The organism is Alteromonas sp. 4NH20-0104, from assembly GCF_057547795.1.
Genome location: NZ_BAAJLP010000026.1, coordinates 43,657 through 67,713 on the forward strand (window position 1 = coordinate 43,657; position 24,057 = coordinate 67,713).

Here is a 24,057-nt window from a genome sequence, read left to right on the forward strand (position 1 = left end):
AAGTATAGTGCAAAGTAGCGATCCCCCAAGTTCTGGTGAAAATTATCGTTCTCTTAAGCGACGAGTAATAAAGTCAGCCAGTGTTCTGCTTACTACCGGGTGCTGGGTAGACTGAATAAACAGGCATACGTTGATCCCTCCCAGTGCCGGCAGATTTCGGTGTTTCAGTTCAATCAGATTCGCCGGCATACTGGAGCGCGCCAGCGCGGTGATGCCAAGACCTTGTTGAATAGCGGCCACCAGGCCGGATAAATCAGCATTGGTATAACTAATCTTCCAGGCCGTGGTTTGTTGTTTTAAGTGGGTTATTACGCGGCTGCGGTAAATACAGCCATCGGGCGCCAGCACCAGGGCGATGTTCTGGCTGATCAACGGGTGGGCAGGATCGCCGACCCACACTACTTCATCTTCCAATATCACATCACCATCGGTAGTTTGTTCCGGGTTGACCAGGGCCAGAATCATATCGAAGTCGTTACGCCTTGACGGCTGGAGGAGTTCACGGCTGAGTGCAGACGTGACTTCCAGCGAGACATCCGGATACCGTTTAGAGAATTCGCCAATCAAACCGGGAAGTAAGGTCGACGCAAATTCATTGGGAATTCCCAGGCGCATGCGCCCGCGCAAGGGCGTGGGGTCCAGACTGCGGAAAATACTGTCATTGAGTTCCAGCAATTCTTTAGCTTTAGGGTACAGCCAGTTGCCGTCTGAACTGGGCAGATGGCGCTGGCCCACTTTAGTAAACAGCTTTTTACCTAACTGCTCCTCAAGCTTTTTAATTTGCAGACTGATAGCAGGCTGGGATCGCCCCAGCCACTGACCCGCTTTGGCATAGCCGCCTTGTTCTATGACGCCCACAAAAGTGCGCAGATTATCGAGGGAGAGTTGCTTCATCATAAAGATTAGGAATTCTGATATTTAAGCTTATGTATATAAGCATTTTAAATGTATTCATAAGAATTTCCAATTTGTTGTGTTCGCCAGCCCTCCCTATACTTTTAACCATTGTCTTTACTTTGACGGGTTAGCCACCATGAGCAGCGCAACTACACAACGCACCGCGTTATACAACAAACACCTTGAATCAGGTGCCAAGATGGTCGATTTCCACGGCTGGGATATGCCATTGCATTATGGCTCTCAAATTGAAGAGCATCATATTGTGCGCCGGGCCGCTGGCATGTTTGACGTGTCGCATATGACCATTGTTGATGTCACTGGTGCTCAGGCCAAGGACTACTTGCGTTACTTGCTGGCCAACGATGTTGATAAGCTTAAAGAGAAAGGCAAAGCCTTATACAGCGGTATGCTGAACGAAGAAGGCGGCGTAGTAGACGATTTAATTGTTTATTACTTTGATGCCACCAACTATCGCATGGTAGTGAACTCCGCCACCCGTGAAAAAGACATGAACTGGTTAATGAAGCAAACCGAAGGCTTTGAGGTAACTGTTACCGAGCGCCCTGAGTTTGCCATGATTGCGGTGCAAGGACCTGAGGCCAAAGCGAAAGCTGCCGAGGTTTTCTCTAACGCTCAAAATGAAGCGGTAGAGGGTATGAAACCGTTTTACGGCGTGCAGGCCGAAGACCTGTTTATCGCGACTACCGGATACACCGGAGAAGCCGGCTACGAGATTATGGTGCCGGTAGAAAAGGCGCCTGAACTGTGGCAAAGCCTGCTTGATGCCGGTGTGAAGCCAAGCGGACTGGGCGCGCGTGACACCCTTCGATTAGAAGCGGGAATGAATTTATATGGTCAGGACATGGACGAAACCATTTCGCCACTGGAAGCGAATATGGGCTGGACTGTGACCTGGGAACCAGCTGAGCGTGATTTTGTGGGCCGTGCAGCGCTTGAAACCAAGCGTGAACAGGGTACCCAAAAACTGGTGGGTCTGGTAATGAAAGAGAAAGGCGTATTGCGCGCCGGCCTTAATGTAAAAACAGAAGAAGGCGAAGCGGGTGTGATTACCTCCGGTACCTTCTCACCAACCCTTGGGCATGCTATCGCCATGGCGCGTATCCCTGCGACAAATGGCACCACAGTAGAAGTGGAAATGCGCAAAAAGTGGGTTAAAGTAGAAGTGGTTAAGCCCAGTTTTGTCCGCAATGGAAAAAGTGTTTTATAACAATTTAACGAAGAGCAGGAATACACATGAGTACTATCCCAAATGATTTACGATACGCGGCGTCACACGAGTGGGTTCGCCCTGAAGGTGACGGAGTTTATACCATTGGTATCACTGAACACGCGCAGGATTTATTAGGTGATATGGTATTTGTTGATTTACCGGATGTGGGTGATCAGGTAAATGCCGGCGACGATGTTGCAGTAGCTGAATCGGTGAAAGCCGCTTCTGACGTATACACCCCAATCACAGGTGAAGTGCTGGCGGTAAACGAAGAGCTTGAAGACTCACCTGAACTGGTTAACTCAGACCCATTCGGTGACGGCTGGTTGTTCAGAATTAAAGCCGACGACGAATCAGAAATCGAAGAATTGCTGAATGCTGAAGGCTACGCTGCCAGCATCGAAGACGACGAATAAGTCTGACGTTACAATAATGATAATAAAGGGGCGGTTTTGGCCCCTTTGTTTATTCTTTTTACTCTATTGCAGATGCTTAACGAATTATGTCAAACGCTTCAATTTCACTGGCTCAGTTAGAGCAGAAAAACGCCTTTGTTGGCCGTCATATTGGCCCCAGCGAAGAAGAAATCCGTCAAATGCTGGACAAAGTGGGCGCCAGCTCATTAGACGACCTGATTAACCAGACCGTGCCAAACAGCATATGTCTGGATAAACCTATTGAAGCCGGCGAAGGCGCCACCGAAGTTGAAGCGCTGGCAGCCCTGAAAGCGACCGCCGCAAAGAATAAAATTAATCGCTCATTTATTGGTATGGGTTATTACGATACCCATGTACCAAATGTTATTTTACGTAACGTGCTGGAAAACCCAGGCTGGTATACCGCTTATACACCGTATCAGCCGGAAATTGCCCAGGGCCGTTTGGAAGCCATCCTTAACTTCCAGCAACTCACCATCGACCTGACCGGTTTAGAGCTGGCCTCAGCTTCGTTGCTGGATGAAGGTACCGCGGCGGCCGAAGCCATGGCGCTGGCTAAGCGTGTTTCTAAAAACAAAAAAGCTAACCTGTTCTTTGTGGCTGACGATGTGCACCCGCAAACGTTGGACGTGGTTGAAACCCGTGCTGAAATGTTTGGCTTTGGCATTATTACCGGCCCGGCAGAACAAGCCGCCGATCACGAAGTATTTGGTGCGTTACTGCAATACCCGGGAACCACTGGTGAAGTAAAAGACCTCACCGATATTATTGCTGCCGTGCAAGCCAAAAAAGGTATTGTTGCGGTGGCCACAGACCTGATGAGCCTGGCGCTGCTGAAATCGCCGGGTGAACTGGGGGCAGATGTTGCCTTAGGCAGTGCACAACGCTTTGGTGTGCCCATGGGCTACGGCGGTCCACACGCGGCCTTTTTTGCCACCCGTGATGCTTACAAACGTTCATTACCAGGCCGTATCATCGGCGTAAGTAAAGACACCCGTGGTCGTCAGGCACTGCGTATGGCGCTGCAAACCCGCGAGCAACATATCCGCCGCGAAAAAGCTAACTCAAACATCTGTACTGCCCAGGTATTACTGGCCAACATGGCCTCGTTTTACGCGGTTTATCATGGCCCTGAAGGCATTAAAACCATTGCCAGCCGCATTCACCGCTTAGCGGATATTCTGGCCGCCGGTTTAACCAAAAAAGGCCTGGCGCTTAAGCATTGCACGTACTTCGATACGCTGACCGTGCTGGTGGATGATAAAGCCAGCGTGACAGAAAAGGCCCTGACGCTGGGACTCAACCTGCGTACGGATCTTGATGGCGCGGTAGGTATTGCACTGGATGAAACCACCACTCGCGACGATATTCTGAACCTATTCAGCGTATTGATTGGTGACGATCACGGCTTGAGCATTGACGACCTCGATGCCCAGGTAACTACCCAGGGCAGCCAGTCTATTCCGGGCGATCTGGTACGTACCAGTGATTACCTGACCCACGAAGTGTTTAACAGCTATCACTCAGAAACCGAGATGCTGCGTTACATTAAGAGCCTCGAAGACAAAGACTTAGCGCTGAATCACTCGATGATCTCTCTGGGCTCATGCACCATGAAGCTCAACGCTACGGCTGAAATGATCCCGGTTACCTGGCCTGAATTTGGTCAGCTGCACCCGTTCGCGCCGCTGGATCAGGCTGCTGGTTACCAGGAGATGATCAGCGAGCTCAGCGACTGGTTAATCAGTATTACCGGTTACGATGCGCTCTCTATGCAACCTAACTCAGGTGCCCAGGGGGAGTATGCGGGCCTACTGGCTATTCAGCGCTATCACGAGAGCCGCGGTGAAGGGCACCGTAATGTGTGCCTGATCCCAAGCTCTGCCCACGGGACAAACCCGGCTTCGGCGCAAATGGTTAGCCTGAAAGTGGTGGTGATTGCCTGTGATAAGAACGGAAACGTAGACCTCAACGATCTGCGCGCTAAAGCCGAAGAAGTGGGTGAAAACCTCTCTTGTGCGATGATTACTTATCCGTCTACCCATGGCGTATACGAAGAAACCGTACGTGAAATTTGCGATATCGTGCATCAGTACGGTGGTCAGGTTTACATGGACGGCGCCAACATGAACGCCCAGGTAGGCATTACCGCGCCCGGCTTTATTGGCTCAGATGTATCGCACTTAAACCTGCACAAAACGTTCTGTATTCCGCATGGCGGTGGTGGCCCGGGTATGGGTCCTATTGGCGTAAAAGCGCATCTGGCGCCATTCCTGTCTAACCACACTGTGGTGGATATTGAAGGTGCGGATAAAGACTGTGGTGCCGTATCCGCCGCGCCATGGGGCAGTGCATCGATTCTGCCAATCAGCTACATGTACATCAAAATGATGGGCAGCGAAGGTTTACGCAAAGCCACCGAAGTGGCCATCCTGAACGCCAACTATGTGGCGCGTTCACTGGAAGGGCATTACCCGGTACTTTACAAAGGGCGTAACGGCCACGTAGCGCACGAATGTATTATCGACTTGCGTCCGCTTAAAGAAGCCTCAGGGGTGACCGAACTGGATATCGCCAAGCGCCTGAACGACTACGGTTTCCATGCGCCAACCATGAGCTTCCCGGTAGCCGGTACGCTGATGATTGAGCCAACCGAGTCAGAATCGAAGTTTGAGCTGGACCGTTTTGTAGAAGCCATGATCCACATCCGCGAAGAGATTGCCAAAGTGGAAAGCGGCGAATGGGATGCCACCGACAACCCACTGCACAACGCACCACATACACTGGCCGATATTTGCGATAACGACTGGAACCGTAGCTATGACCGCACCACGGCGGCGTACCCGGTACCTACCGTTGCCCGCAATAAGTTTTGGCCAAGTGTAAACCGTATCGACGACGTATACGGCGACCGTAACCTCATGTGTAGCTGCCCGCCGCTGGAAAGCTATATTGAGGAGTAGTGGACAGATAGTCTCTATCTTGTTACAAGAAAAATGGCGAGTCGGAGACTCGCCATTTTTGTATTGTTGTTATTAATAGATTGCACTTTAAGATGGCCTACGAGCCGAGTTGCTTGACCATAGCGCCAGCCACACTGTGAGCACTTGCCGGGTTCTGGCCGGTAATCACACGCTCGTCTTCTATTACGAAATCCTGCCACGGCTGCACTTTGCTGAATCGCGCCGCTTTGCGGGCCAGGGCTTCTTCCAGCAAAAAAGGAATATCGTTAACTGTGCCGTAGTCCACTTCTTCTTCACGTGTAAAGCTTGTGACTGATTTATTTGCCAGAAGCGCGTCGCCTGAGCTTAATGTAATGGGTAATAAAGCTGCAGGGCCGTGGCAAACCGCGCCAATTAATCCGCCTTTTTCGTAGTGAGTTGCCGCCAGTTTGGCAAACTCTTCATTGCTGGCTAAATCGCTCAGTAGGCCAAAACCACCGGGGTAAAATATGGCATCGTAATCGCCAATATTTACCTCTGAAACCGGTAGGCTGTTATTGGTACGGTTTTGAAAATCTTCGCTGGCTAGTACTTGTTGGTTAACCTTGTCGTCTTCAATGTCAGTACCGTAGATTGGCACTTTGCCGCCGGTGATTGAGGCAATGTCATAATCAAATCCATGCTGAGTAAACACGTGAAGTGCATGGGTTATCTCTGGTGAAAAAGTGCCGTTAGCCTGATCAGTGGTGCCTAGTGTGGCGTGATTGGTAACAGGGATAAGAATCTTTTTCATGATGCTCCTCTTAGATCGTTGCGTTGTTCATTTGCAATCACTATAAAACGTCCCTCATTGGATGTTAATATGCTAATTTTTGGAAATACTGTTGTTATATGGCAATAATAGAGGCAGAGCTTTGGATAGTTTTGAAGGGATCGTCGAATTTATAGCGGTAGCCGAGAGCAGAGGCTTTTCAGCCGCGGCTAAGCAGCTTGGCTGTAGCACCAGTCATGTGAGTCGTCAGTTGGCCAGACTGGAGGAGCGCCTGGGGTGTGTTTTACTCTCACGTACCACCCGCTTGGTGAGTTTGACTGACACTGGAGCGGTGTATTACCAGCAGGTTAAAGATCTGCTCACCGGCTTACAACAAGCTAATGAGCTGGTTAACCTTCAGCAAATAGCCCTTACTGGTACTTTGCGAGTGAGCGCGGCAGGCGGCTTTGCCGAACACTACGTAGCCCCGGCGCTGATGAGTTTTGCCCAGGCTCACCCCGAGCTAACTATTGATATGGACTTTAACAGTCGCATGGTTAACTTTGTTGAAGATGGCATTGATTTCGCTATTCGCTATGGTGAGCTCTCCGATTCGAGCCTGATCGCCCGCAAGCTGGTTAACCGACCGATGATGGCAGTGGCCGCCAATGATTACCTGCAACACTTTGGCGAGCCGAAACAGCCGGGCGATTTAAAAAACCATAGTTGTATAGTCACCAATAATGATACCTGGAAGTTCATCCATGATGGCGTACCGGAAAGTGTAAAAGTAAAAGGGCGCTGGCGAAGCAATAACGCCAATGCTGTACTGCAAGCCTGTGAGCAGGGGCTGGGCATAGCGTATATGCCCAAAAGTACGTTTACTGAAGCAGTTGAAGGGGGCCGCCTGATCCCGATACTACAACCTTATTGGGGGAGCGGCTCAAGTAGCTGGATTGTTTATCAGAACAGGCGTTTTATGCCACTACGTACCCGCATGGCCATTGATTATCTGGTGCAGTATTTTGACCATTGGCGCGAAGATGAGAATGTATAACAGAATTTAGCGTGACTCTGGTAGTAATCAACTCGCTGAATTGGCAACAAGTTGAGCTTATCCCTAATAAATCACGTAGGTACCCTGATGATTATGAATAGCGTGTCGCATAAGTATGTGACGAGTATTGCGCTAACAACGAATTAGGTAGGGAGCCTCATTATGCAAAAAATACCCGCGCGGAAAAAACTGCTGTTTTTTATGACGCTGATCACCACGTCCTTTGTGGCATCAGTTCAAAGCGCTTCGTCAGCAGAAATTGAAATGGAAGGTAGCGAAGGTACAACGCTTACTGGCCAGGTAATGGCATCCTTTGACCAGCCCTGGGCAATGACGTTTCTACCGGATGGCCACAGCCTGGTAACCGAAAAAGAAGGTGTCATCTGGCTGCTCGATAAAAATCAGCAAAAACGGTTTTCAGTTGATAACGTACCCAGCGTTACCGCCAGAGGGCAGGGCGGCCTTGGCGATGTGATTATTCATCCGGAGTTCGCCACTAATAATACCGTTTATGTGTCTTACGTAGAGCGCGACCCACAAGACGATGCGTTCAGCGGCGCTGTGATTGAGCGCGCCACGCTAAATATTACTAACAACAGCGCAAGTCTGGCAGACCGGGAGATTATCTGGCGCCAGTCACCGAAGGTGACCGGTAACGGGCACTATTCCCATCGTATGGTGTTCTCGCCCAACGGTTATTTGTTTATTACTTCTGGTGAAAGACAAAAGTTTACGCCAGCGCAAAATATGGCAATGAATCTGGGTAAAATCCTGCGCTTGAACGACGACGGCAGTGTGCCGGAAGATAATCCTTTTGTTGGCAATGGGGATGTTACCGGGCAAATCTGGACCCTTGGTCATCGTAATCCGTTGGGTATCGATTTTGATGCCGAGGGTAATCTGTGGGCCCATGAAATGGGGCCTCGTCATGGTGATGAGCTGAATAGTATTGAAAGAGGGCGCAACTATGGTTATCCCATGGTTTCACAGGGCGACCATTATTCGGGTACAAAAATTCCCAACCATGAAGATATTCCAATCTTTAAAGCGCCGGAAAAAGCCTGGGTGCCCGCTATCAGTCCGGCTGGGTTTATTATCTATAAAGGGACTATGTTTAGCGACTGGACCGGCAATGGCTTTATTGGCGGGCTGTCTTCCAAGGCCTTAGTACGGGTGACTTTTAATAAGGATGATAAAGGCGCCTGGGAAGTCGAAGAGGCAGAGCGTTATGAATGGGGGAAACGGGTGCGCGAAGTCGAACAGGACGATAAAGGCAACATTTATGTGCTGGAAGACAGAGAAGGTGGCCGCTTAATCAAACTTCAACATAACCATTAACCCATAACCAGCGGCTTCAATAGCAGCATGGCTTTAGCCATGCTGCTCATACCGCCTAACAAAAATGCACTGCTGACAGCGTGCACGACCATCTTGAATTATAACCACAGGCCAGCGGGTAAGAGAATTTAACCCCTTGTAGCTGCAAGCTTTTTGATACCTGTAGATAGGAAACAATACGCTTTATAAGTTGTTTATAGGGCAAACCGCTTGTATAAGCGAGCACAAAGTAAACTCACGGAATCACAATACTTTAAAATCAGTTTTAAAGCGTTGATGGCGATTGCCGATAATTGTCTTTACGCCGCTAAAGCGGCAGTAACAATACCTGGATTGACGTGGAGTCTGCGCTGGATGCGGTGCTATTAAAAACTGAGGCATCGTGAGCATGGATAGAAAGTTAACTGGATAAAGAGCAACTAGTTATTCGCCGCGAACGAGGACAGTTGGTGATAAGACGAAATAAGTAACCAGCGAGCTAATCAGTAAAAGCCGGCAGCGTTGAAAATAAGTATCGCTGCTATTTTATGCAGTGAATATTTAGAATTGAGCTAAACTTTCTATAAGTGTACGATTATGAAAGAAATTTACAAAACACTGCTTAGTGCTTGTATAGGAAGACAATGTTTTCAGATAAACGGGAAATGACAAACTTCGATAACTCCTATGATGCGGCAGAACTGAGATTTTTAGATCTTATCTGTTCACTTGCCAAAGTGTCTATTCAGGGGTACGACAAGCACAGAAAGGTCATCTACTGGAATGATTCGAGCGAAGAAATTTATGGGTTTCCTCGTGAAGAGGCCATCGGTAAAAAACTCGAAGAGCTGATTATTCCACCCCCCATGCGAAAAGAAGTGTTAACCCTGCACCAGCAATGGCTGGATGATGGGGTACCCATTCCCTCTGCTCAGTTACCGCTGCAACGCAAGGACGGCAGCATCGTGCACGTATTCTCTTCGCATGTCATGCTCAAAGCGCATACCGATTCGCCGGAGATGTTTTGTATCGACATTGATTTGAGTGAACAGCATGCGGCGCGTGAAAAGCTTGAACAAATGGCGTCTACCGATTTACTTACCGGGTTGCCCAATCGGCGTCATCTTGAAAGTACGTTACAGAACCGTATTGAACAGGCGCAGCAGACCGGTGACCAATTTGGGCTGCTGTTTCTTGATCTGGATATGTTTAAAGAGGTCAACGATACCCTGGGACACTCATGGGGCGATGAGTTATTACGTGCAGTGTCGCGGCGTTTACACGAGTGCCTTGATGGTAAAGGGCTCATTACCCGTTTTGGTGGTGATGAGTTCGTAGTGGTCAGTGATACGCTGGACGAAGCCGGGGCCAGCGAACTTGCTGGCAAGCTAACCGATTGCTTTCAGGATGCGTTTGAATTGAGTGGGGAAAATGTCCGAATTACCCTTAGCGTAGGAATTAGTTTGTATCCTCAGGACGGCGAAAAAGCCGGCGATTTGCTGAAAAATGCCGATCTGGCTATGTACGATGCGAAAGCCAAAGGGCGCAACCGTTATGAGTTTTTCAGCGCGTCCTTAGCGCAACAATTGCAGGAGCAACGGACTCTGGCAGCACAACTGCACGAGTCGTTAAATAACAACGAATTCGAATTGGTGTATCAGCCGCAGTTTGATTTAACCACGGGTAAAATAGCAGCGTGTGAAGCCTTATTGCGCTGGCGGCCCACTCAGGAAGTGGCCAGCGTATCCCCGGGCGTATTTATTCCCGTTGCGGAACGCACCGATTTGATTATTCACATCGGCCGTTGGGTTATGGAGGAAGCATGCCGGCAGGTCAAAGCATGGCGTGAAAAAGGCATTGAGATTCGGGTAGATATCAATGTATCCGGGCGCGAACTGGTTGAACCCGGCTATTTTGCAGTGCTTGATGACTGCCGTTTGCGTTATGGACTCGCCCCCCGGAATATTGGCATCGAACTCACCGAGAATATTCTTATTAAAGCGGGCAGTGATGCCCTGGAAGAACTTAAAAAGCAGCGTGAAAAAGGCGTTGAAATTTCGGTGGACGATTTTGGTGTGGGCTATTCATCACTGAGCTATTTAAAACATTTCCCGATAAGCCACCTTAAAATCGACCGCACATTCTTAAAAGATGCGCCTGAAAGTGCCTATGATGGGGCACTCATGGAAGCAATAGTAAATGTAGGCCACAAGCTGGACTTGTTGATTGTGGCCGAAGGCGTTGAAACCGAAGAGCAGTCCCGCTATTGTCAGGGCCTTAACGTCGAATACGCTCAGGGCTTTTTGTACGCCAAGCCCATGCCTGCCGATGAACTTGAAACCTTGTTACTGCCCGGTCAGTAACGTTGCATTAGTACTAGCGCTTTTTAGTCAGTTGTAACCGGGAAAACAGCGGGAAGTGATCCGAGCCATAGCCCGCTAGTCTTTCCACCTCAACCATTTCGAAATCCTTCGAGTGAAAAATGTGATCCAGCGGCCAGCGCACCAGCGGGTATTTGGCGTGAAAGGTATTATAAAAGCCGCGCCCAATACGCGGATCCTGGGCTTTGCTGAGCTTACGGAACCGTCTCGTACTGGGAGACCAGGCTACATCATTTAAGTCGCCGGAAACTATCACCGGGTCGTCATGCTCGGCCATTTCCTTACCTATTATGGCTAACTCAGTGTCCCTTGGCGCGGCAGACTCATTTTCGGTTGGGCTGGGTGGTTTGGGATGCAGAAAATAAACGGTTACCTGAGTGCCATTAATATCTATTTGTACTTCCATGGAAGGCACGTCGTCTTCTACCACATAGCGGATCTGTTCGCCTTTAAAAGGCAGCTTGCTGTATAAGTGCATGCCATATAGGTTTTCCAGCGGGCAGGCTAAGCGGTGCGGATACTCGGAGTGAATCGATGCCATGGCATTCTGCCAGTCGTGATTACTTTCCAGCAGGATCAGCATATCAGGCTGGTATTGCCCCACCAGGTTCTTCAACCCGTCGTAGTTATCGTTATACATATACACATTACTGGTAAGAATACTGAGCGTGCTGTTGTCATCCGCATGACTTACCTGTTTTACCTGTTTGGGCCACAGCACGGTATAGGGCAGGATCCAAATTGCCTGATAAATACCCGCAAGCGTCAGGGCTGTTATCATCATTGTTGCAGTGATCGGGTGATCCATCATTAGCAACGCCCAGCCAGTAATGCACGACAGAATTAAAACAAATAATTGTAAACGGGGAAACTCCCATACTCTGATAAGCCAGTGTTTACCGGGCAGGTGAGGTGCCAGAGTAGTAAACAGCATAAACAGGCTCGCGATGAGTAGCGTGATGTACATTGGTCGTCCTTGATCAGCAGGTCCTGCAGGTAAGATACCTGTATTCTTTAACTTTTAATACTTAACTGCCTTTTTCGATCAATTCAGGTGCTTACTTTTACTGGCCTGGCTATATTTTCTTTGTTGAATGTCTGGCCATAATGGTGGGAACAAATTTGTAGGAGCGATTTTCTGCTGGGGTTTTTTCCTGAGCAAGATCCAAAGCAATTGTCGCCGCGGTTGAAGCCATTAACTTAATGGGGTAGTGCATTGTGGTTAACTTAGGCCGACAGTACTGGGCTAAAATTACATCGTCAAAGCCCATTACCGAGACGTCATTCGGGACATCCATGTTGTGATCATAAAGCGTATTCATAACGCCGGAAGCCATAGCATCATTATAGGCAAGCACTGCCGTAAACTCAGTTTGTGAGGCGAGGAGTTCGCGCATGGCGATTTCGCCTCCCTGTTGGTTAGGGGAAGCAATTGCAATGTGGCTATCTGGCAGCGGGATATTATGCTCTTGTAAATAGTTTCTGATACCTTGGAGTCGATCCCGGGGATCTTCAATGTCGAAATCGCTGCTGATGATGGCAATCTTTCGATGCCCGAGTTTTACCACATGTTCTGCCATTTTATAGCCGCCAAGCACATTGTCGAGCCACACACAACGCTCACTGATTTCTTCTATATAACGGTTAATCAGCACAAAACCCGGTACAGTTCGTGCGATGTCGATCAAGGTTTCATTGTCCAGAAACTTGGAATGAACAATCATGGCTTTTACTCTGTGATCGAGCAGTGTTTCTATCGCGTCCCGCTCACTTTTTGCATTGGATGAGCCCGAACTCATCAACAACTGTGAGCTGGACTCTCTGGCGACAGTTTCAATGGCGTTGGCGTAGGTAGCAAAGAACGGATCCATTAATTCTGCCAGGACTAACCCAAGCGATGTACTTTTTTTATTCACCAGGGCCCGGGCATTAATATTAGGGCGATAGCCCATGTTCTTCATAACCCGTTTAACGTGTTCACGAGTTTTCAGGCCAACTTTGGGGCCATCATTAATGACACGGGAAACCGTTGCTGGGGAAACGTTTGCTGCTTTAGCTATATCTTTAATAGTTATCACTTTTTAACCTTAAATACTGCGCGATAGCTGGGTAAAGGAGTCTCCGTTTACCTGATATTAACAATTTGTTGTTCGCAGCATAGCACACAGGCTGCGAATTAATCGAAATCAAAATGATTTATCAATGCGCTTTTAGTCATAAGGAGGAGGTACCTTGGTCCTGGTTTTTGGGGGTTGTAAATGAATTTACCTAAAATTAACAATCCTTGTTGACATAGTAGGGAAAACGTTTTACCTTTGTCTTATCTTAATCGATTAACCTTCAGTGAAATTCTCACCTGAAGAGATTTATTAGAGGACAGTTGAACTTGAAATTATTCAACCCTATGAAAACCCTTGCGCCTTTCGCTTTAGTGGTGTCAAACCTTATTTGTGTTGAAACCGCTGTGGCGGGTGCTTTACATGAGCTTAAATCTCCTGATGGAGATATCACGGTAACCGTGAATACAGACAAAAAGGTGAGTTATTCCATTGATCTTGGCGGGCAACCCCTGCTTGCGCCTTCGGTTATTGATTTAGCTATTAAAAGTGAGTCTGCGCTTGGTTCCGGCGTTACCGTACAGGATGTCTCATACCAACAGCATTCACAGGTCCTGTTTCCTGAGGTCAGAGTGAAGTCTGAAAAGATAGTGGATGAGTATCAGGCCATGACCATTGCCTTTTCCAATGGCTATTCTGTTGAATTCAGAGCCTACGATAATGGCGTTGCCTATCGCTTTATTACGGAATTTGACCACCCCGTTACCGTGTTAAATGAAACGGCTGAATTTAATTTTTCTAAAACTGCGACGGTTTACTACCCGTTAGAAGAAAGCTTTTATTCGCACAATGAGCGAAGCTATATTCATCAGGCTATCGGCAGTATAGAGAAGACCGATTTAGGCAGTACGCCTACTCTGGTTGATGCAGGTATTGCGAAAGTCCTCATTACCGAGACCGGCTTACGTGACTATGCGGGACTGTGGTTACTGGGCGATGGTGAAGATGGCCTGCAAGCCACTTTCCCGCAACAACCCACCAAGGTAATTGATGGCGAAGCAGAGTGGATTGACCGCAACCAACCCGTTGTGGAACGAGCTGATTACATTGCTAAAACTGATGGCAAGCGAGCGTACCCGTGGCGGGTGCTGGCGATCGCTGAAAATGACGCGGAATTGCTGACCAATCAACTCACTTACCAGCTGGCTATTCCAAATAAAATCAACGACACCTCATGGATTAAGCCCGGAAAGGTGGCATGGGACTGGTACAATGCTAATAACCTCAAAGGCGTTGATTTTGAAGCAGGTTTAAATACCGAAACCTATAAGTTTTATGTGGATTTTGCCTCTCAGCACGGCATTGAATATGTCATTCTTGATGAGGGCTGGTACCCATTAGGCGACTTAATGGGCTCTGTGCCCGGGTTCGATGTGCCGGAAATTATTGCCTATGCCAAAGAACGCAATGTGGGCATTATTTTGTGGACGACCTGGCTCACTCTGGAACAGCAGTTTGATGAGGCTATGGACCGCTTTGCCGAATTAGGTGCGGTGGGCATTAAGCCTGACTTTTTCCAGCGTGACGATCAGGAAATGGTCAACTTCTATTGGAAAATTGCCGATGAAGCTGCCACGCGCCATCTGTTAGTGGATTTCCATGGCGCCTACAAGCCGGCTGGCCTGCGCAGAACTTACCCTAACGTTATCTCCCGTGAAGGCGTGAAGGGCCTGGAATGGAATAAGTGGAGCCTGGATAGCACTCCTGAGCACAACACTACGTTGCCATTTATTCGCATGGTGGCCGGGCCTATGGACTATACCCCGGGTGCCATGTCTAATGCTGTTGGACCAGCCGCTTACGAGCAAATTCAATACAGTGGTAAAGCCCCTGATCATGCTGACTTTACCATCCGCTTTAACCGCCCCATGAGTCAGACAACCCGGGTGCATCAGATGGCGATGTTCACCGTATTTGAAAGTCCGCTGCAAATGATGGCCGATAGCCCAAGCCAGTATCTCGACAACCCTGAATGTGCCGAATTTATAGCCAGTGTGCCCAGTGTGTGGGATGAGTCTATCGCGCTGAACGGTCAGGTTGGGGATTATGTGACTTTTGCCCGCCGCTCTGGTTCTGACTGGTATGTTGGCGCAATGACAGACGAAAATGCCCGTGAAATGACCATCGATTTGAAGTTTCTGCCTGCTGGCAAGTACGACATAGTGATCTTTCAGGATGGTATCAACGCTCACCACTTTGCTGAGGACTACAAGAAAGTCACTAAAACCGTTACTCACGACGACAGCCTGATGATGCAACTGGCACCAGGTGGTGGTTTTACTGCAAGGATTTCTCCGCGGAACTAGAGTGCCCCTCGTTCCGGGGAGTTTACATGGACGGTGCAAGATTCAAGGACGAATCATCTTTTCCCGACCAACCCGGCCTACTATGGTGGATTATTTCATCAGGGCCGGGTTAGTTTTTACTGCAATACAATGATTATCCGAATGGGATGAGTTCTACGAAAAAGGCCGCTTGATTACTCAGCGGCCTTTTTGCGTTAAGGGCGGCAGAAGTGGTTAGCTCCTTGTCATCTTGTTGATGTAATCGATATGACCAGGTGCTTGCCGGGCATACTGTTCCATTACCTGATTCAGTTTAGTCAGCCAGCCTGCATAATCAGCGTCGCTGTATTGCACCAGCGGGTCGGTTCGCAGGGGGAGGTTACCTTGTCCAATATGCACTGCCAGCCAGCTGGTATTGCCGAATAAATCCATTTCACCTTTGGTGATACGCCCATATTCTTTAAAGTGCGCTATTTTGGCCGCCAGTTCATCTGGTACATCCATATCCGCACAATATCGCCACATGTCAGTATCGCGGCGTTCCATTAGCTTATAATGCAGGATAATAAAGTCCCTGATCCGTTCAACTTCAGCAATAGCGATACGGTTGTACTCATCAATGCTGCGCGGGTTAAACGATTTGTCGGGGAATAAGGCCAGCAGTTTGGCAATGCCTGCCTGGATCAAGTGAATGCTGGTGGACTCCAGAGGCTCTATAAAGCCACTGGCCAGGCCGATGGCGACCACGTTTTTATTCCAGAAACGTTTACGCCGGCCGGTAACAAACTTGATCAATCTGGGGTCTGCCAGCAGGTCGCCGTCGAGGTTGTCGAGCAGTTGTTGCTGGGCCTTTTCCTCACTGATGAATGCGCTGGAGAATACATGGCCATTACCGACCCTGTTTTGTAATGGTATACGCCACTGCCATCCGGCTGTATGCGCCGTAGAGCGGGTATAGGGGATAGGCGTATTCCCTGCTGTTGGCACAGCCCAGGCCCGGTCACAGGGGAGCCATTCTGACCAGGTTTCGTAGCCGGTATGTAAAGCTTGTTCAATGAGTAACCCTCGGAAGCCGGAACAATCAATAAAAAACTCTCCCTCAATTACCTGATTATTCTCTAGGGCAACCGAGGTAATAAAACCTGTCTCCTTGTCTTTACTGACATGATTAATTTTGCCCTCTACCCGGGTTACCCCTCGTTTTTCGGCATACTCCCGCAGAAATTTGACATACAAGCCGGCATCAAAATGGTAAGCGTATTCAAAGGTAGAAAGTACATTCTTAGGATCGGGTGAGGGGTGAGTAAATTTGCCATTGCGCGCCAGATGCCAGGCCATGGCGTAGTCATCCAGAGATTTGGCTTGTCCCTGCTGGTGGGCGCTTACCCAGTAGTGATGCATAGAAACCGTATCGAACTGGCGGCCGTAGGTGCCAAAAGGGTGGAAGTAACGGGTACCATTCTGCCCCCAGTTGACGAATTCGATACCCAGTTTGAAGGTTCCGTTGGTTCGCTGTAAAAACTCGGCCTCACTGATCCCCAGTGTCTGATTGAACACCCGAATAGGCGGAATCGTCGCTTCGCCAACACCGACGATGCCAATTTCGTCGGACTCGATGAGGGAAATATCACAATTGCCTTTAAGCACATTGCTTAATGATGCTGCGGTCATCCATCCTGCAGAGCCGCCGCCCACTATTACGATTTTTTGAATAGATTGAGAGTAACTGTTTTTCATAACTTGTCTTCTTTTAACTGCCGGGCGATTGCACGTCGAAAGCAACGACCAGGCGCTCACCTTCATCAAAGGGAACTGTGGAGTGCCACATCGTGGAAGGAAACAGCACCACGTTACCCACAACAGGTTTAATTTTTAAAACAGGCGGTAAGTTAAGCTTTAACTCAGGTGGCGGTGTACCAAACTGGATAAAGCCTGCATCCGCAGCATTGGAAGAGCTTATTTCAGGAAGCTGTAAATGCAGTGCCGAACTAATCCACCCTTTGGGGTGAGTGTGGCTGACATTATATCCCTGACGGCGTAATTTTACCGACCAACTGCCAGAGAATTTAATCTTACCCTCAAGCGCCGCTGCTCTGGATTTACCTAGCAGTGGGTGAGTTGGCTCATTGTTTTGCGGTAGTTGCGCTACGTAGCTGCTGACAGTGCTTTTAAGCCTGTCGCGCAAGGTTCGTAAGATAGGCTCGTGGCGCAAAAACAGGTGCTGGTCGGTTTGTGTGCCGCCTCTGACCGACTGCTCTATAAATGGTGATTGTGAGGAATGTAATGTTTGCAGGCACTGCCTTAGTTCAGTGAGTTCGTCTTCGTTCAACTGTACAGGCATCGATTTAACCAGCTCATGATGATGCTCGAGCCACTCATAATAGGGGCTGCCAGACAGCCGCCAGATAAGAGACAAGTAAGGGATGAAGACCAGCGCTGAGGATTTTGCGACTCTGCGTATGGCGATCGCTTCCGCCATTTGAAACTGCTGCTGTTTTAGGAAATATCGTACCAGGGCAAGATCCAGTGCAGCATCATCTATATGCTGGCCTTGTTTTAACAACGCATTCAAGTTGTTTGTCTGGCCTGATTCAATTGCAAGAATAATACTGGCCATTGTGGCAAAACCGGCCAGGGACGACTGTTTACGCATGCTTTGAATGAGCTGCTGTGCAGTATCCCAGTCTTTGTGCTGCATTAATAAGTTGAAGTAGCTCTGATGAAGGGCGGCATGTTTGGGGTGCTCGCTAATGGCGTGTTCAAAGCTGTTCAAAAACGTTTCTGACTGCCCGTTAATGTATTGCAGTGTGGAGAGGAGTTTATGACCTTCCAGCCAGTCAGAGTGAACTTGCAGTTTGGCAAGCAGAAAGCGGTGTGCCTGCCCCGTCTCTCCTTGCGAAGCCATTGCCAGCGCATAGCCGTGCCAGGCTTTTTGTAAGGTGGGGGCGAGTCGGGTAATGTTACTGAAGGTGTCTGTTGCATTGAAACCGGCTAGCAGCTGACTTTGTGCCAGCGCTAATAAGGCGTCGGTATTTTCTGGCTGGTGGGTTAAAAACGCTTCAAATGCAGCGATTGATTCTGGTACCAGTTGCTCCTCGAATTGTAGCTGACCAAGCAGCAGGCACTCTGCCTCACTGGCCTGATTGCTCTCTAGCTTATTACTGAGCAGCGCTATTGCCTGGTGTGTTTGCCCTCCTGCGAGCAAAGATTTTACTGACCTGGTCAATTTTCCTCCCGCAGATCGAAAAAAGCAGGTGGCATTACGGCCACCTGCTTATCGACTATAGCGAATATTCTGGCATTAGAATAATAGTCTCACGGATGCGCTTACGTTTCTGCCTAACGCGGGTTGGGCAGATATCACACCGTTATCGGCATCCACTACACCACTTAAACCGCGTAACGCAAATTCATCGGTGAGGTTTTGCCCGATGATGGCAAACTCAAGGTTGGCCGTGGGACGATAAGCGATACTGCCGCCGAAGATAGGTTTGTTTTCGGTTTCAACACCGGCACCGTTGCGGTTTCCGTACTGACCTGACATATTCAGACCCACTCTGATTTGGTCTGAAATCTCATAGGAAGACGTTACGGCATAAGTCAGTTCCGGAATATCGTTAGCCGGACCCCAGCTTCCGCCGTTAGGCTTTTGTTCTGCATCGGTATAGGTGGCGTTAGCGATTACCGATAAGGCATCCCAGCGTAATGTGCCGTAAAACTCAAAGCCTACGGTGCGGTATTCGTTATCCAGAATACAGCCGCCGTTAGGACATGCCGGCGTTGAGGTGGGCTCATAGTTACTTTGGGTAAAGTCACCTTTAAGCAAGGTAAACTCAACGGTGTAGTCAGTTTCACCAAGGTCACCACGGTTCTTTACACCAATTTCATGCTGATTAACTTCATCCACAGCGGCCACTCGCCCGGCGCGGGTTAATGAACCATCGGGCTGAATTTTACCACTCACCGTTTGGCGGTCTGAATTGAAGCGGTTACCTTTTGAGGTGCGCACAAAGAAGCTGGTGTCTTCATTAAATTTGTACAAACCACCGAAGGTGTATGAGGTATAGCTTTCAGAATAGTCAGGATATTCTTCTTTACCATCTGCCATCAGGGTCGGGATTGGCACGCCGTCGATAACCGTGTCGAATGCTTCGCCACTCGATTGCACGGTATAACCTGACGCATCAATGGTATCGCGACGTACACTACCGTCGACAATAAACTCGTCGAATTCTAATTCCAGCGCGACATAAGGTGCTGTATTGGTGTATTCCAGGTCGTACACACGTGCACAACAATCACCCCAGTTGTCGTTAAATCCAGCCAGACCGTTCGCGGTTAACTGGTTTCCGGCGGCATCGAATAAATCCAACTGAGCTGGGTTGTCGCTGCCCGCTTCGCGGAAGTTGCGGTTAGTATGCCAGTCCATCGCGATTTTCTGGTTCATATAGAAATAGCCGGCACGGGCACTAAGCGTAGCGCCGTCGAGTGCAAACTCTTTGGATATTGTCAGGTCATTTACAAAGCTGCCAACGTCATTAATATCAGTACGAACATTGGTGTTGGTATCAATATAAGGCTTGTTGTACATCTCACCAGCCATCGGTCCGTTAGCATAACGTATAGCATCCACCACAGAGCCATTGACAGTAGATCCCATCACGTTCGATGTCATACCCGGGCCATGGAACGGTTCGGTAAAGGCACCGCTCATGTCGGTCCAGCGCATTTTGTTATCCACTATAATGTCATTTTCCATGACATAGTGAACTTCGTTGCCCAGTGCCAGTGCTTCGGTGGTAATACCTGACATATTGACCCGTTCAACCGCGCCTTCATTATTGACAATCAGAAAGCTCTGGTTGAGGGTGGAGAAGTTGGAAGCTGAGCGACCATCCATGCCCGGATAGGGTCTGACGTCAGAGATCTTGTTACCACTGACGTTGGCATAAGCCAGTGAGCCGGTATAGAAAGGCTCTTGTGTATCGGCAGCTTTCAGATAAAAACGCACGTAGCTCTCATCATCTTCAAGGTATTTGGTCAGGTTGGCTTTAAGTTGCATACTTTCAGAAGTATTGAAGCCGTCGTCCAGCGGGCCACGACCTGTTTTCATGTAGCCGCCAACGTGATAGATCACCGAATCTGAGGCTGAACCACCATAGCGAAAATCTACGCGTTTTTCGTCATAACCAATACCGGTAGAAAGGCCGACGTAGCCGCCTTCCACATCACCAATATGGGAAATATAGTTGATAATTGCCCCGGGCGCTTGTGAAGCGAAGGTTGCCGCGGTGCCACCACGAACAGATTCAACCCGAGCCGTTGAAGCATCAAATCGTGTCCAGTAGTCATTGTTACCAAACTGCATATCCCCAAATAAGACAGTAGGCAGACCATCTTCCTGAATTTGCACAAATGGTGAACCACCAGTTGCCACAGGTAATCCTCGAACCGCAATATTGGCGTTACCGCCTGGGCCGTTGCCGCCGTTTGCCTGGATACCAGGTATCAAACGGAATAACTCAACCTCTGAGTTGGGTTTAAAATTTTGAATCACTTCATCATCAATACTGGTTACCGCGATGGCCGACTCAATTTGTGAGCGTCCGCCTACCGTACCGGTTACTACGATGGTTTCAAAGGCATCCTCTTCAGGTGCTGTGGTTTCATCAGCCGCGACGGCGGAGAAACTTACACCAATCATTACTGAAGTAATGGCGGCGGCCAGTCTAGTCTTGGGAAATATTGGTTTTATTGATGTGGTCATTTACGTTTTCTCTCTGTAACAAACCCTAAGCCTCAAAAGTTGTCTGTGTGCCAGGGGAAACTTCGCAGGCAACTTTATTCGTAGCTTAATCGATTAAGCTTGGGTAAATATTAGTGAAAACGTTTTCCTTTGTAAAGTTTTTGTTATCGATTTTTACTAAATTAACGTTCTATTTTTGTGTTCGATATTTAACCGATTGTTTGTATTGGTAAAATTTTTTGATGTTGTTACAAGTTTGTGTCATTTCGATAAATTCATAACACGATTCTGGCAGTGTAAAATCGCGATGATTGTTACTGGTGGGAGGTTTTCTTCAACTTTTGGGTAAATGTGTTTCCCTTGTTTTTGGCAACCATAAAAATACTTTACGATTGACCTCTTGTTGCGTTATACCACTAACACTTACTATCTGAGTTTTCTTAAAGTTGTTGTCTCTATGTATCAAAATTTTCAAGCTGAACTGGCCTGGGCCACGCTCCATATGCCGCGCACTCGCGCTGCAATCAGTGCTTTACCCGATTTAAAGGGCGTAAAACTCGCCTGCAATATGCATCTGGATTTAAAAATGGCACCACTGGTGGCCGGTTTACTCGATGCGGGTTGTGAAGTGTTTCTGACTACCTGCAACCCCACTACCGTGCAGGATGATGTGGTGTCGCACCTGGTTAGCAAAGGCGCGGTCGCCCATGCCTGGCGTGATATGAGTGATAAGGACTGGTCTGACTCATTTGATAAGGCACTGGCCTGGGGACCAACCCATTTGTGCGAAATGGGCGCCGACCTGACTACACGCTTACACGAAGGTAATCTTCAACCAGATATCATTGCCGGCCTCGAAGCAACCGGCTCAGGGATTAACCGGTTGGGCAATGTTACACCCCGTTATCCCATTTTTAACTGGGATGACCTGCCGGTAAAAGAAGGGCTGCATAACCGCCACATGGTGGGGCTGAGCGCCTGGCAAACCTTTTTCCAAACCACGCATCTGACGTTGCACGAAAAGGTGGTTGTGGTGATTGGTTATGGCTTAGTGGGGCAGGGAGTCGCTGCTTCGGCCAAAGCCTTCGGCGCGCAGGTACAGGTTGCGGAACTGGATCCGGCGCGTGCGCTGCAGGCAAAATATGATGGCTGGCCGGTGGTCGATTTGAGTGAGGCGGTGAAAACGGCAGATGTAATTGCCACTGCCACCGGTGCTTATGGGGTAGTGAGTGCAACGCATCTTGATAATATGAAAGACGGAACCTTTATTTTAAACGTGGGCCATGTCGCGCAGGAAATCGATGTGCCCTACCTTAAACAGAATGCTTCTCACAGTGAGCCCATGCCCTATGTTAATGCTTACCAGCTGGGCAACAAAACACTGTTCTTACTGGCTGACGGTTCCATGTTTAACCTTACTGCCGGCTATGGCGACAGCTTGAATGCCTTTGATGTAACCCTAGCGGTAATGGCGGCTGGGATTGGCCACATCGTTGGCGAAGGAGCATCAGCAGAAAAAGGGCTGTATTTACTGCCTGAGGATGCCTGGAAGCGCGCGCTCTGATAACGCTGTTACCAGAAGGGGCAAACACCTCTTCTGGTTCTGATCTTTTTCTCGTTTATTCCTAAACCTATTTTCTGCCCCCGTCGGTAAAGCCAACCCTAGCGTTACCGGTAAAAAAAGTGTTATCTTTGGCGCTGAAATTCATTTGTATGACAAATGCCTGGATTTAACCTGAGAAAATAACGATGACAGCAAAAACAAATGACCCGTTAGTGGCCCAGCGTGCCGACCCTTTTGTGTACAAACACAGCGACGGTTTTTACTATTTTACCGGCTCAGTGCCCACTTACGATCGCATTGAGTTGAGAAAGTCTGAGACCATTGAAGGCTTACAGGACGCCGCAACATTTGATGTGTGGTTTAAACACGACAGTGGCCCTATGAGCCGCCATATCTGGGCGCCTGAGATACATTACCTCGATGGCAAATGGTATGTCTATTTTGCCGCCAGTCAGGAAGATGACATTTGGGCATTGCGGCCTTATGTACTTGAATGTCAGGGGCAGGACCCTCTCAACGACGAGTGGGTCGAATTAGGCATGATGCAAGCGGCCGATGGCGATGAAAAATCCTTTATCGACTTCTCCCTTGACGCAACTGTTTTTGAAAATAACGGCAAACGTTATTTTTGTTGGGCCGAGAAAACCGGCGGACAATTCGCCGCATCCAACTTGTACCTGGCTGAAATGGAATCGCCCATTAAGTTGAAGACTGTCCAGTTTATGTTAACTACGCCTGATTACGATTGGGAGCGGGTTGATTTCTGGGTAAACGAAGGCCCGGCCGTGTTAAAGCACAATGGTAAGATATTCATTGCTTTTTCGGCCAGTGCCACCGGCGCCTGCTACTGCATGGGCTATATGGAAGCCGATGAGAACGCCGATCTGCTGGATCGTAATTCGTGGACCAAAACCCGCATGCCGGTACTGCAAACCGATTACGACAAGAAAATCTTTGGCCCCGGCCATAACTGTTTCACCGTAGCCGAAGATGATGTCACGCCATTATGTGTTTATCATGCCCGGGATTATGAGCACGCCGTCGGCGACCCGTTGGTGGTGCCGAAAACCGATACCCGGCCGCTGGAAGAAATCAAACGGGATCCCTTGTACGATCCCAACCGTCACGCTCGTGTAATGGAAGTTAAGTTTGATGCCGCGGGTAAACCCGTGTTCGAACTATACTAAACCGCGCTATGCCCGCCGCTTTAGTCAGCGGCGGTCTTCTTTTTTACCTTCGATACAAGGTGGCTATCCAGCGGACATGTCTGCAAAGCGAAGGTAAGCTGACGGTCGGTGACAATTCCTCAAAAACGCTATACTCTTAAGC

Annotated in this window: 16 protein-coding genes; 9 read left to right on the forward strand and 7 right to left on the reverse strand. The window is 48.8% G+C overall.

Features of this window, described 5'->3' with window-relative positions; all coding sequences use genetic code 11:
- Positions 1-42: 42 nt before the first annotated feature.
- Positions 43-894 (reverse strand): LysR family transcriptional regulator, encoded by an 852-nt coding sequence (locus AC27IB_RS17255; protein ID WP_296046501.1) that lies wholly within the window; start codon positions 892-894, stop codon positions 43-45.
- A gap of 139 nt (positions 895-1,033) precedes the next feature.
- Between AC27IB_RS17255 and gcvT the strand changes: the two genes are divergently transcribed.
- The 3 genes from gcvT (at position 1,034) to gcvP (ending at position 5,531) form a co-directional block, all read left to right on the forward strand.
- On the forward strand, positions 1,034-2,128 hold the full coding sequence (gene gcvT / locus AC27IB_RS17260; RefSeq protein ID WP_296046471.1) for a glycine cleavage system aminomethyltransferase GcvT: 1,095 nt from the start codon (positions 1,034-1,036) through the stop codon (positions 2,126-2,128).
- A 26-nt stretch (positions 2,129-2,154) separates the two neighbouring features.
- Positions 2,155-2,547, forward strand: a complete 393-nt coding sequence (gene gcvH, locus AC27IB_RS17265) for a glycine cleavage system protein GcvH (protein WP_296046470.1) — start codon at positions 2,155-2,157, stop codon at positions 2,545-2,547.
- Positions 2,548-2,633: 86 nt separating this feature from the next.
- Positions 2,634-5,531, forward strand: a complete 2,898-nt coding sequence (gene gcvP, locus AC27IB_RS17270; protein WP_487122473.1) for an aminomethyl-transferring glycine dehydrogenase — start codon at positions 2,634-2,636, stop codon at positions 5,529-5,531.
- Between the two features lie 97 nt (positions 5,532-5,628).
- Here the strand turns inward: gcvP and AC27IB_RS17275 are convergent, their stop codons facing one another.
- Positions 5,629-6,303, reverse strand: a complete 675-nt coding sequence (locus tag AC27IB_RS17275; protein WP_487122475.1) for a type 1 glutamine amidotransferase domain-containing protein — start codon at positions 6,301-6,303, stop codon at positions 5,629-5,631.
- Positions 6,304-6,424: 121 nt separating this feature from the next.
- Here AC27IB_RS17275 and AC27IB_RS17280 point away from each other — a divergent pair, with 121 nt between their 5' ends.
- The 3 genes from AC27IB_RS17280 (at position 6,425) to AC27IB_RS17290 (ending at position 10,998) form a co-directional block, all read left to right on the forward strand.
- Positions 6,425-7,318 carry a LysR family transcriptional regulator gene (locus tag AC27IB_RS17280; RefSeq protein WP_487122477.1) on the forward strand — a complete coding sequence of 298 codons (894 nt, stop codon included), beginning with the start codon at positions 6,425-6,427 and terminating at the stop codon, positions 7,316-7,318.
- A gap of 162 nt (positions 7,319-7,480) precedes the next feature.
- Positions 7,481-8,656: a PQQ-dependent sugar dehydrogenase gene (locus AC27IB_RS17285; RefSeq protein WP_487122479.1), complete on the forward strand. Its 1,176-nt coding sequence runs from the start codon at positions 7,481-7,483 to the stop codon at positions 8,654-8,656.
- 623 nt (positions 8,657-9,279) lie between these two features.
- Entirely contained in the window at positions 9,280-10,998 is a 1,719-nt protein-coding gene (locus tag AC27IB_RS17290) for a sensor domain-containing protein (protein WP_487122481.1), read from the forward strand.
- Positions 10,999-11,011: 13 nt separating this feature from the next.
- Here AC27IB_RS17290 and AC27IB_RS17295 read toward each other — a convergent pair whose 3' ends face one another.
- Both AC27IB_RS17295 and AC27IB_RS17300 read right to left on the reverse strand, forming a co-directional pair.
- Positions 11,012-11,983: an endonuclease/exonuclease/phosphatase family protein gene (locus AC27IB_RS17295; protein ID WP_487122483.1), complete on the reverse strand. Its 972-nt coding sequence runs from the start codon at positions 11,981-11,983 to the stop codon at positions 11,012-11,014.
- Positions 11,984-12,092: 109 nt separating this feature from the next.
- Complete coding sequence (locus AC27IB_RS17300; protein WP_487122485.1) at positions 12,093-13,094, reverse strand: LacI family DNA-binding transcriptional regulator; 1,002 nt, start codon at positions 13,092-13,094, stop codon at positions 12,093-12,095.
- A gap of 308 nt (positions 13,095-13,402) precedes the next feature.
- On the opposite strand from AC27IB_RS17300, the gene AC27IB_RS17305 reads away from it, so the two are divergent.
- Positions 13,403-15,439, forward strand: coding sequence for a glycoside hydrolase family 97 protein (locus tag AC27IB_RS17305; RefSeq protein ID WP_487122487.1), 2,037 nt, complete (start codon positions 13,403-13,405; stop codon positions 15,437-15,439).
- Positions 15,440-15,652: 213 nt separating this feature from the next.
- Here AC27IB_RS17305 and AC27IB_RS17310 read toward each other — a convergent pair whose 3' ends face one another.
- The 3 genes from AC27IB_RS17310 to AC27IB_RS17320 form a co-directional block, all read right to left on the reverse strand.
- Complete coding sequence (locus AC27IB_RS17310; RefSeq protein ID WP_487122489.1) at positions 15,653-17,155, reverse strand: tryptophan halogenase family protein; 1,503 nt, start codon at positions 17,153-17,155, stop codon at positions 15,653-15,655.
- Positions 17,156-17,168: 13 nt separating this feature from the next.
- On the reverse strand, positions 17,169-18,644 hold the full coding sequence (locus AC27IB_RS17315) for a 2OG-Fe(II) oxygenase family protein (RefSeq protein ID WP_487122491.1): 1,476 nt from the start codon (positions 18,642-18,644) through the stop codon (positions 17,169-17,171).
- Between the two features lie 75 nt (positions 18,645-18,719).
- Positions 18,720-21,185, reverse strand: a complete 2,466-nt coding sequence (locus tag AC27IB_RS17320) for a TonB-dependent receptor domain-containing protein (RefSeq protein WP_487122493.1) — start codon at positions 21,183-21,185, stop codon at positions 18,720-18,722.
- Between the two features lie 436 nt (positions 21,186-21,621).
- Here AC27IB_RS17320 and AC27IB_RS17325 point away from each other — a divergent pair, with 436 nt between their 5' ends.
- Both AC27IB_RS17325 and AC27IB_RS17330 read left to right on the forward strand, forming a co-directional pair.
- A complete protein-coding gene (locus AC27IB_RS17325; protein WP_487122495.1) occupies positions 21,622-22,728 on the forward strand; it encodes an adenosylhomocysteinase in 1,107 nt (368 codons plus the stop codon).
- 185 nt (positions 22,729-22,913) lie between these two features.
- A complete protein-coding gene (locus AC27IB_RS17330; protein WP_487122497.1) occupies positions 22,914-23,915 on the forward strand; it encodes a family 43 glycosylhydrolase in 1,002 nt (333 codons plus the stop codon).
- Positions 23,916-24,057: the final 142 nt, after the last annotated feature.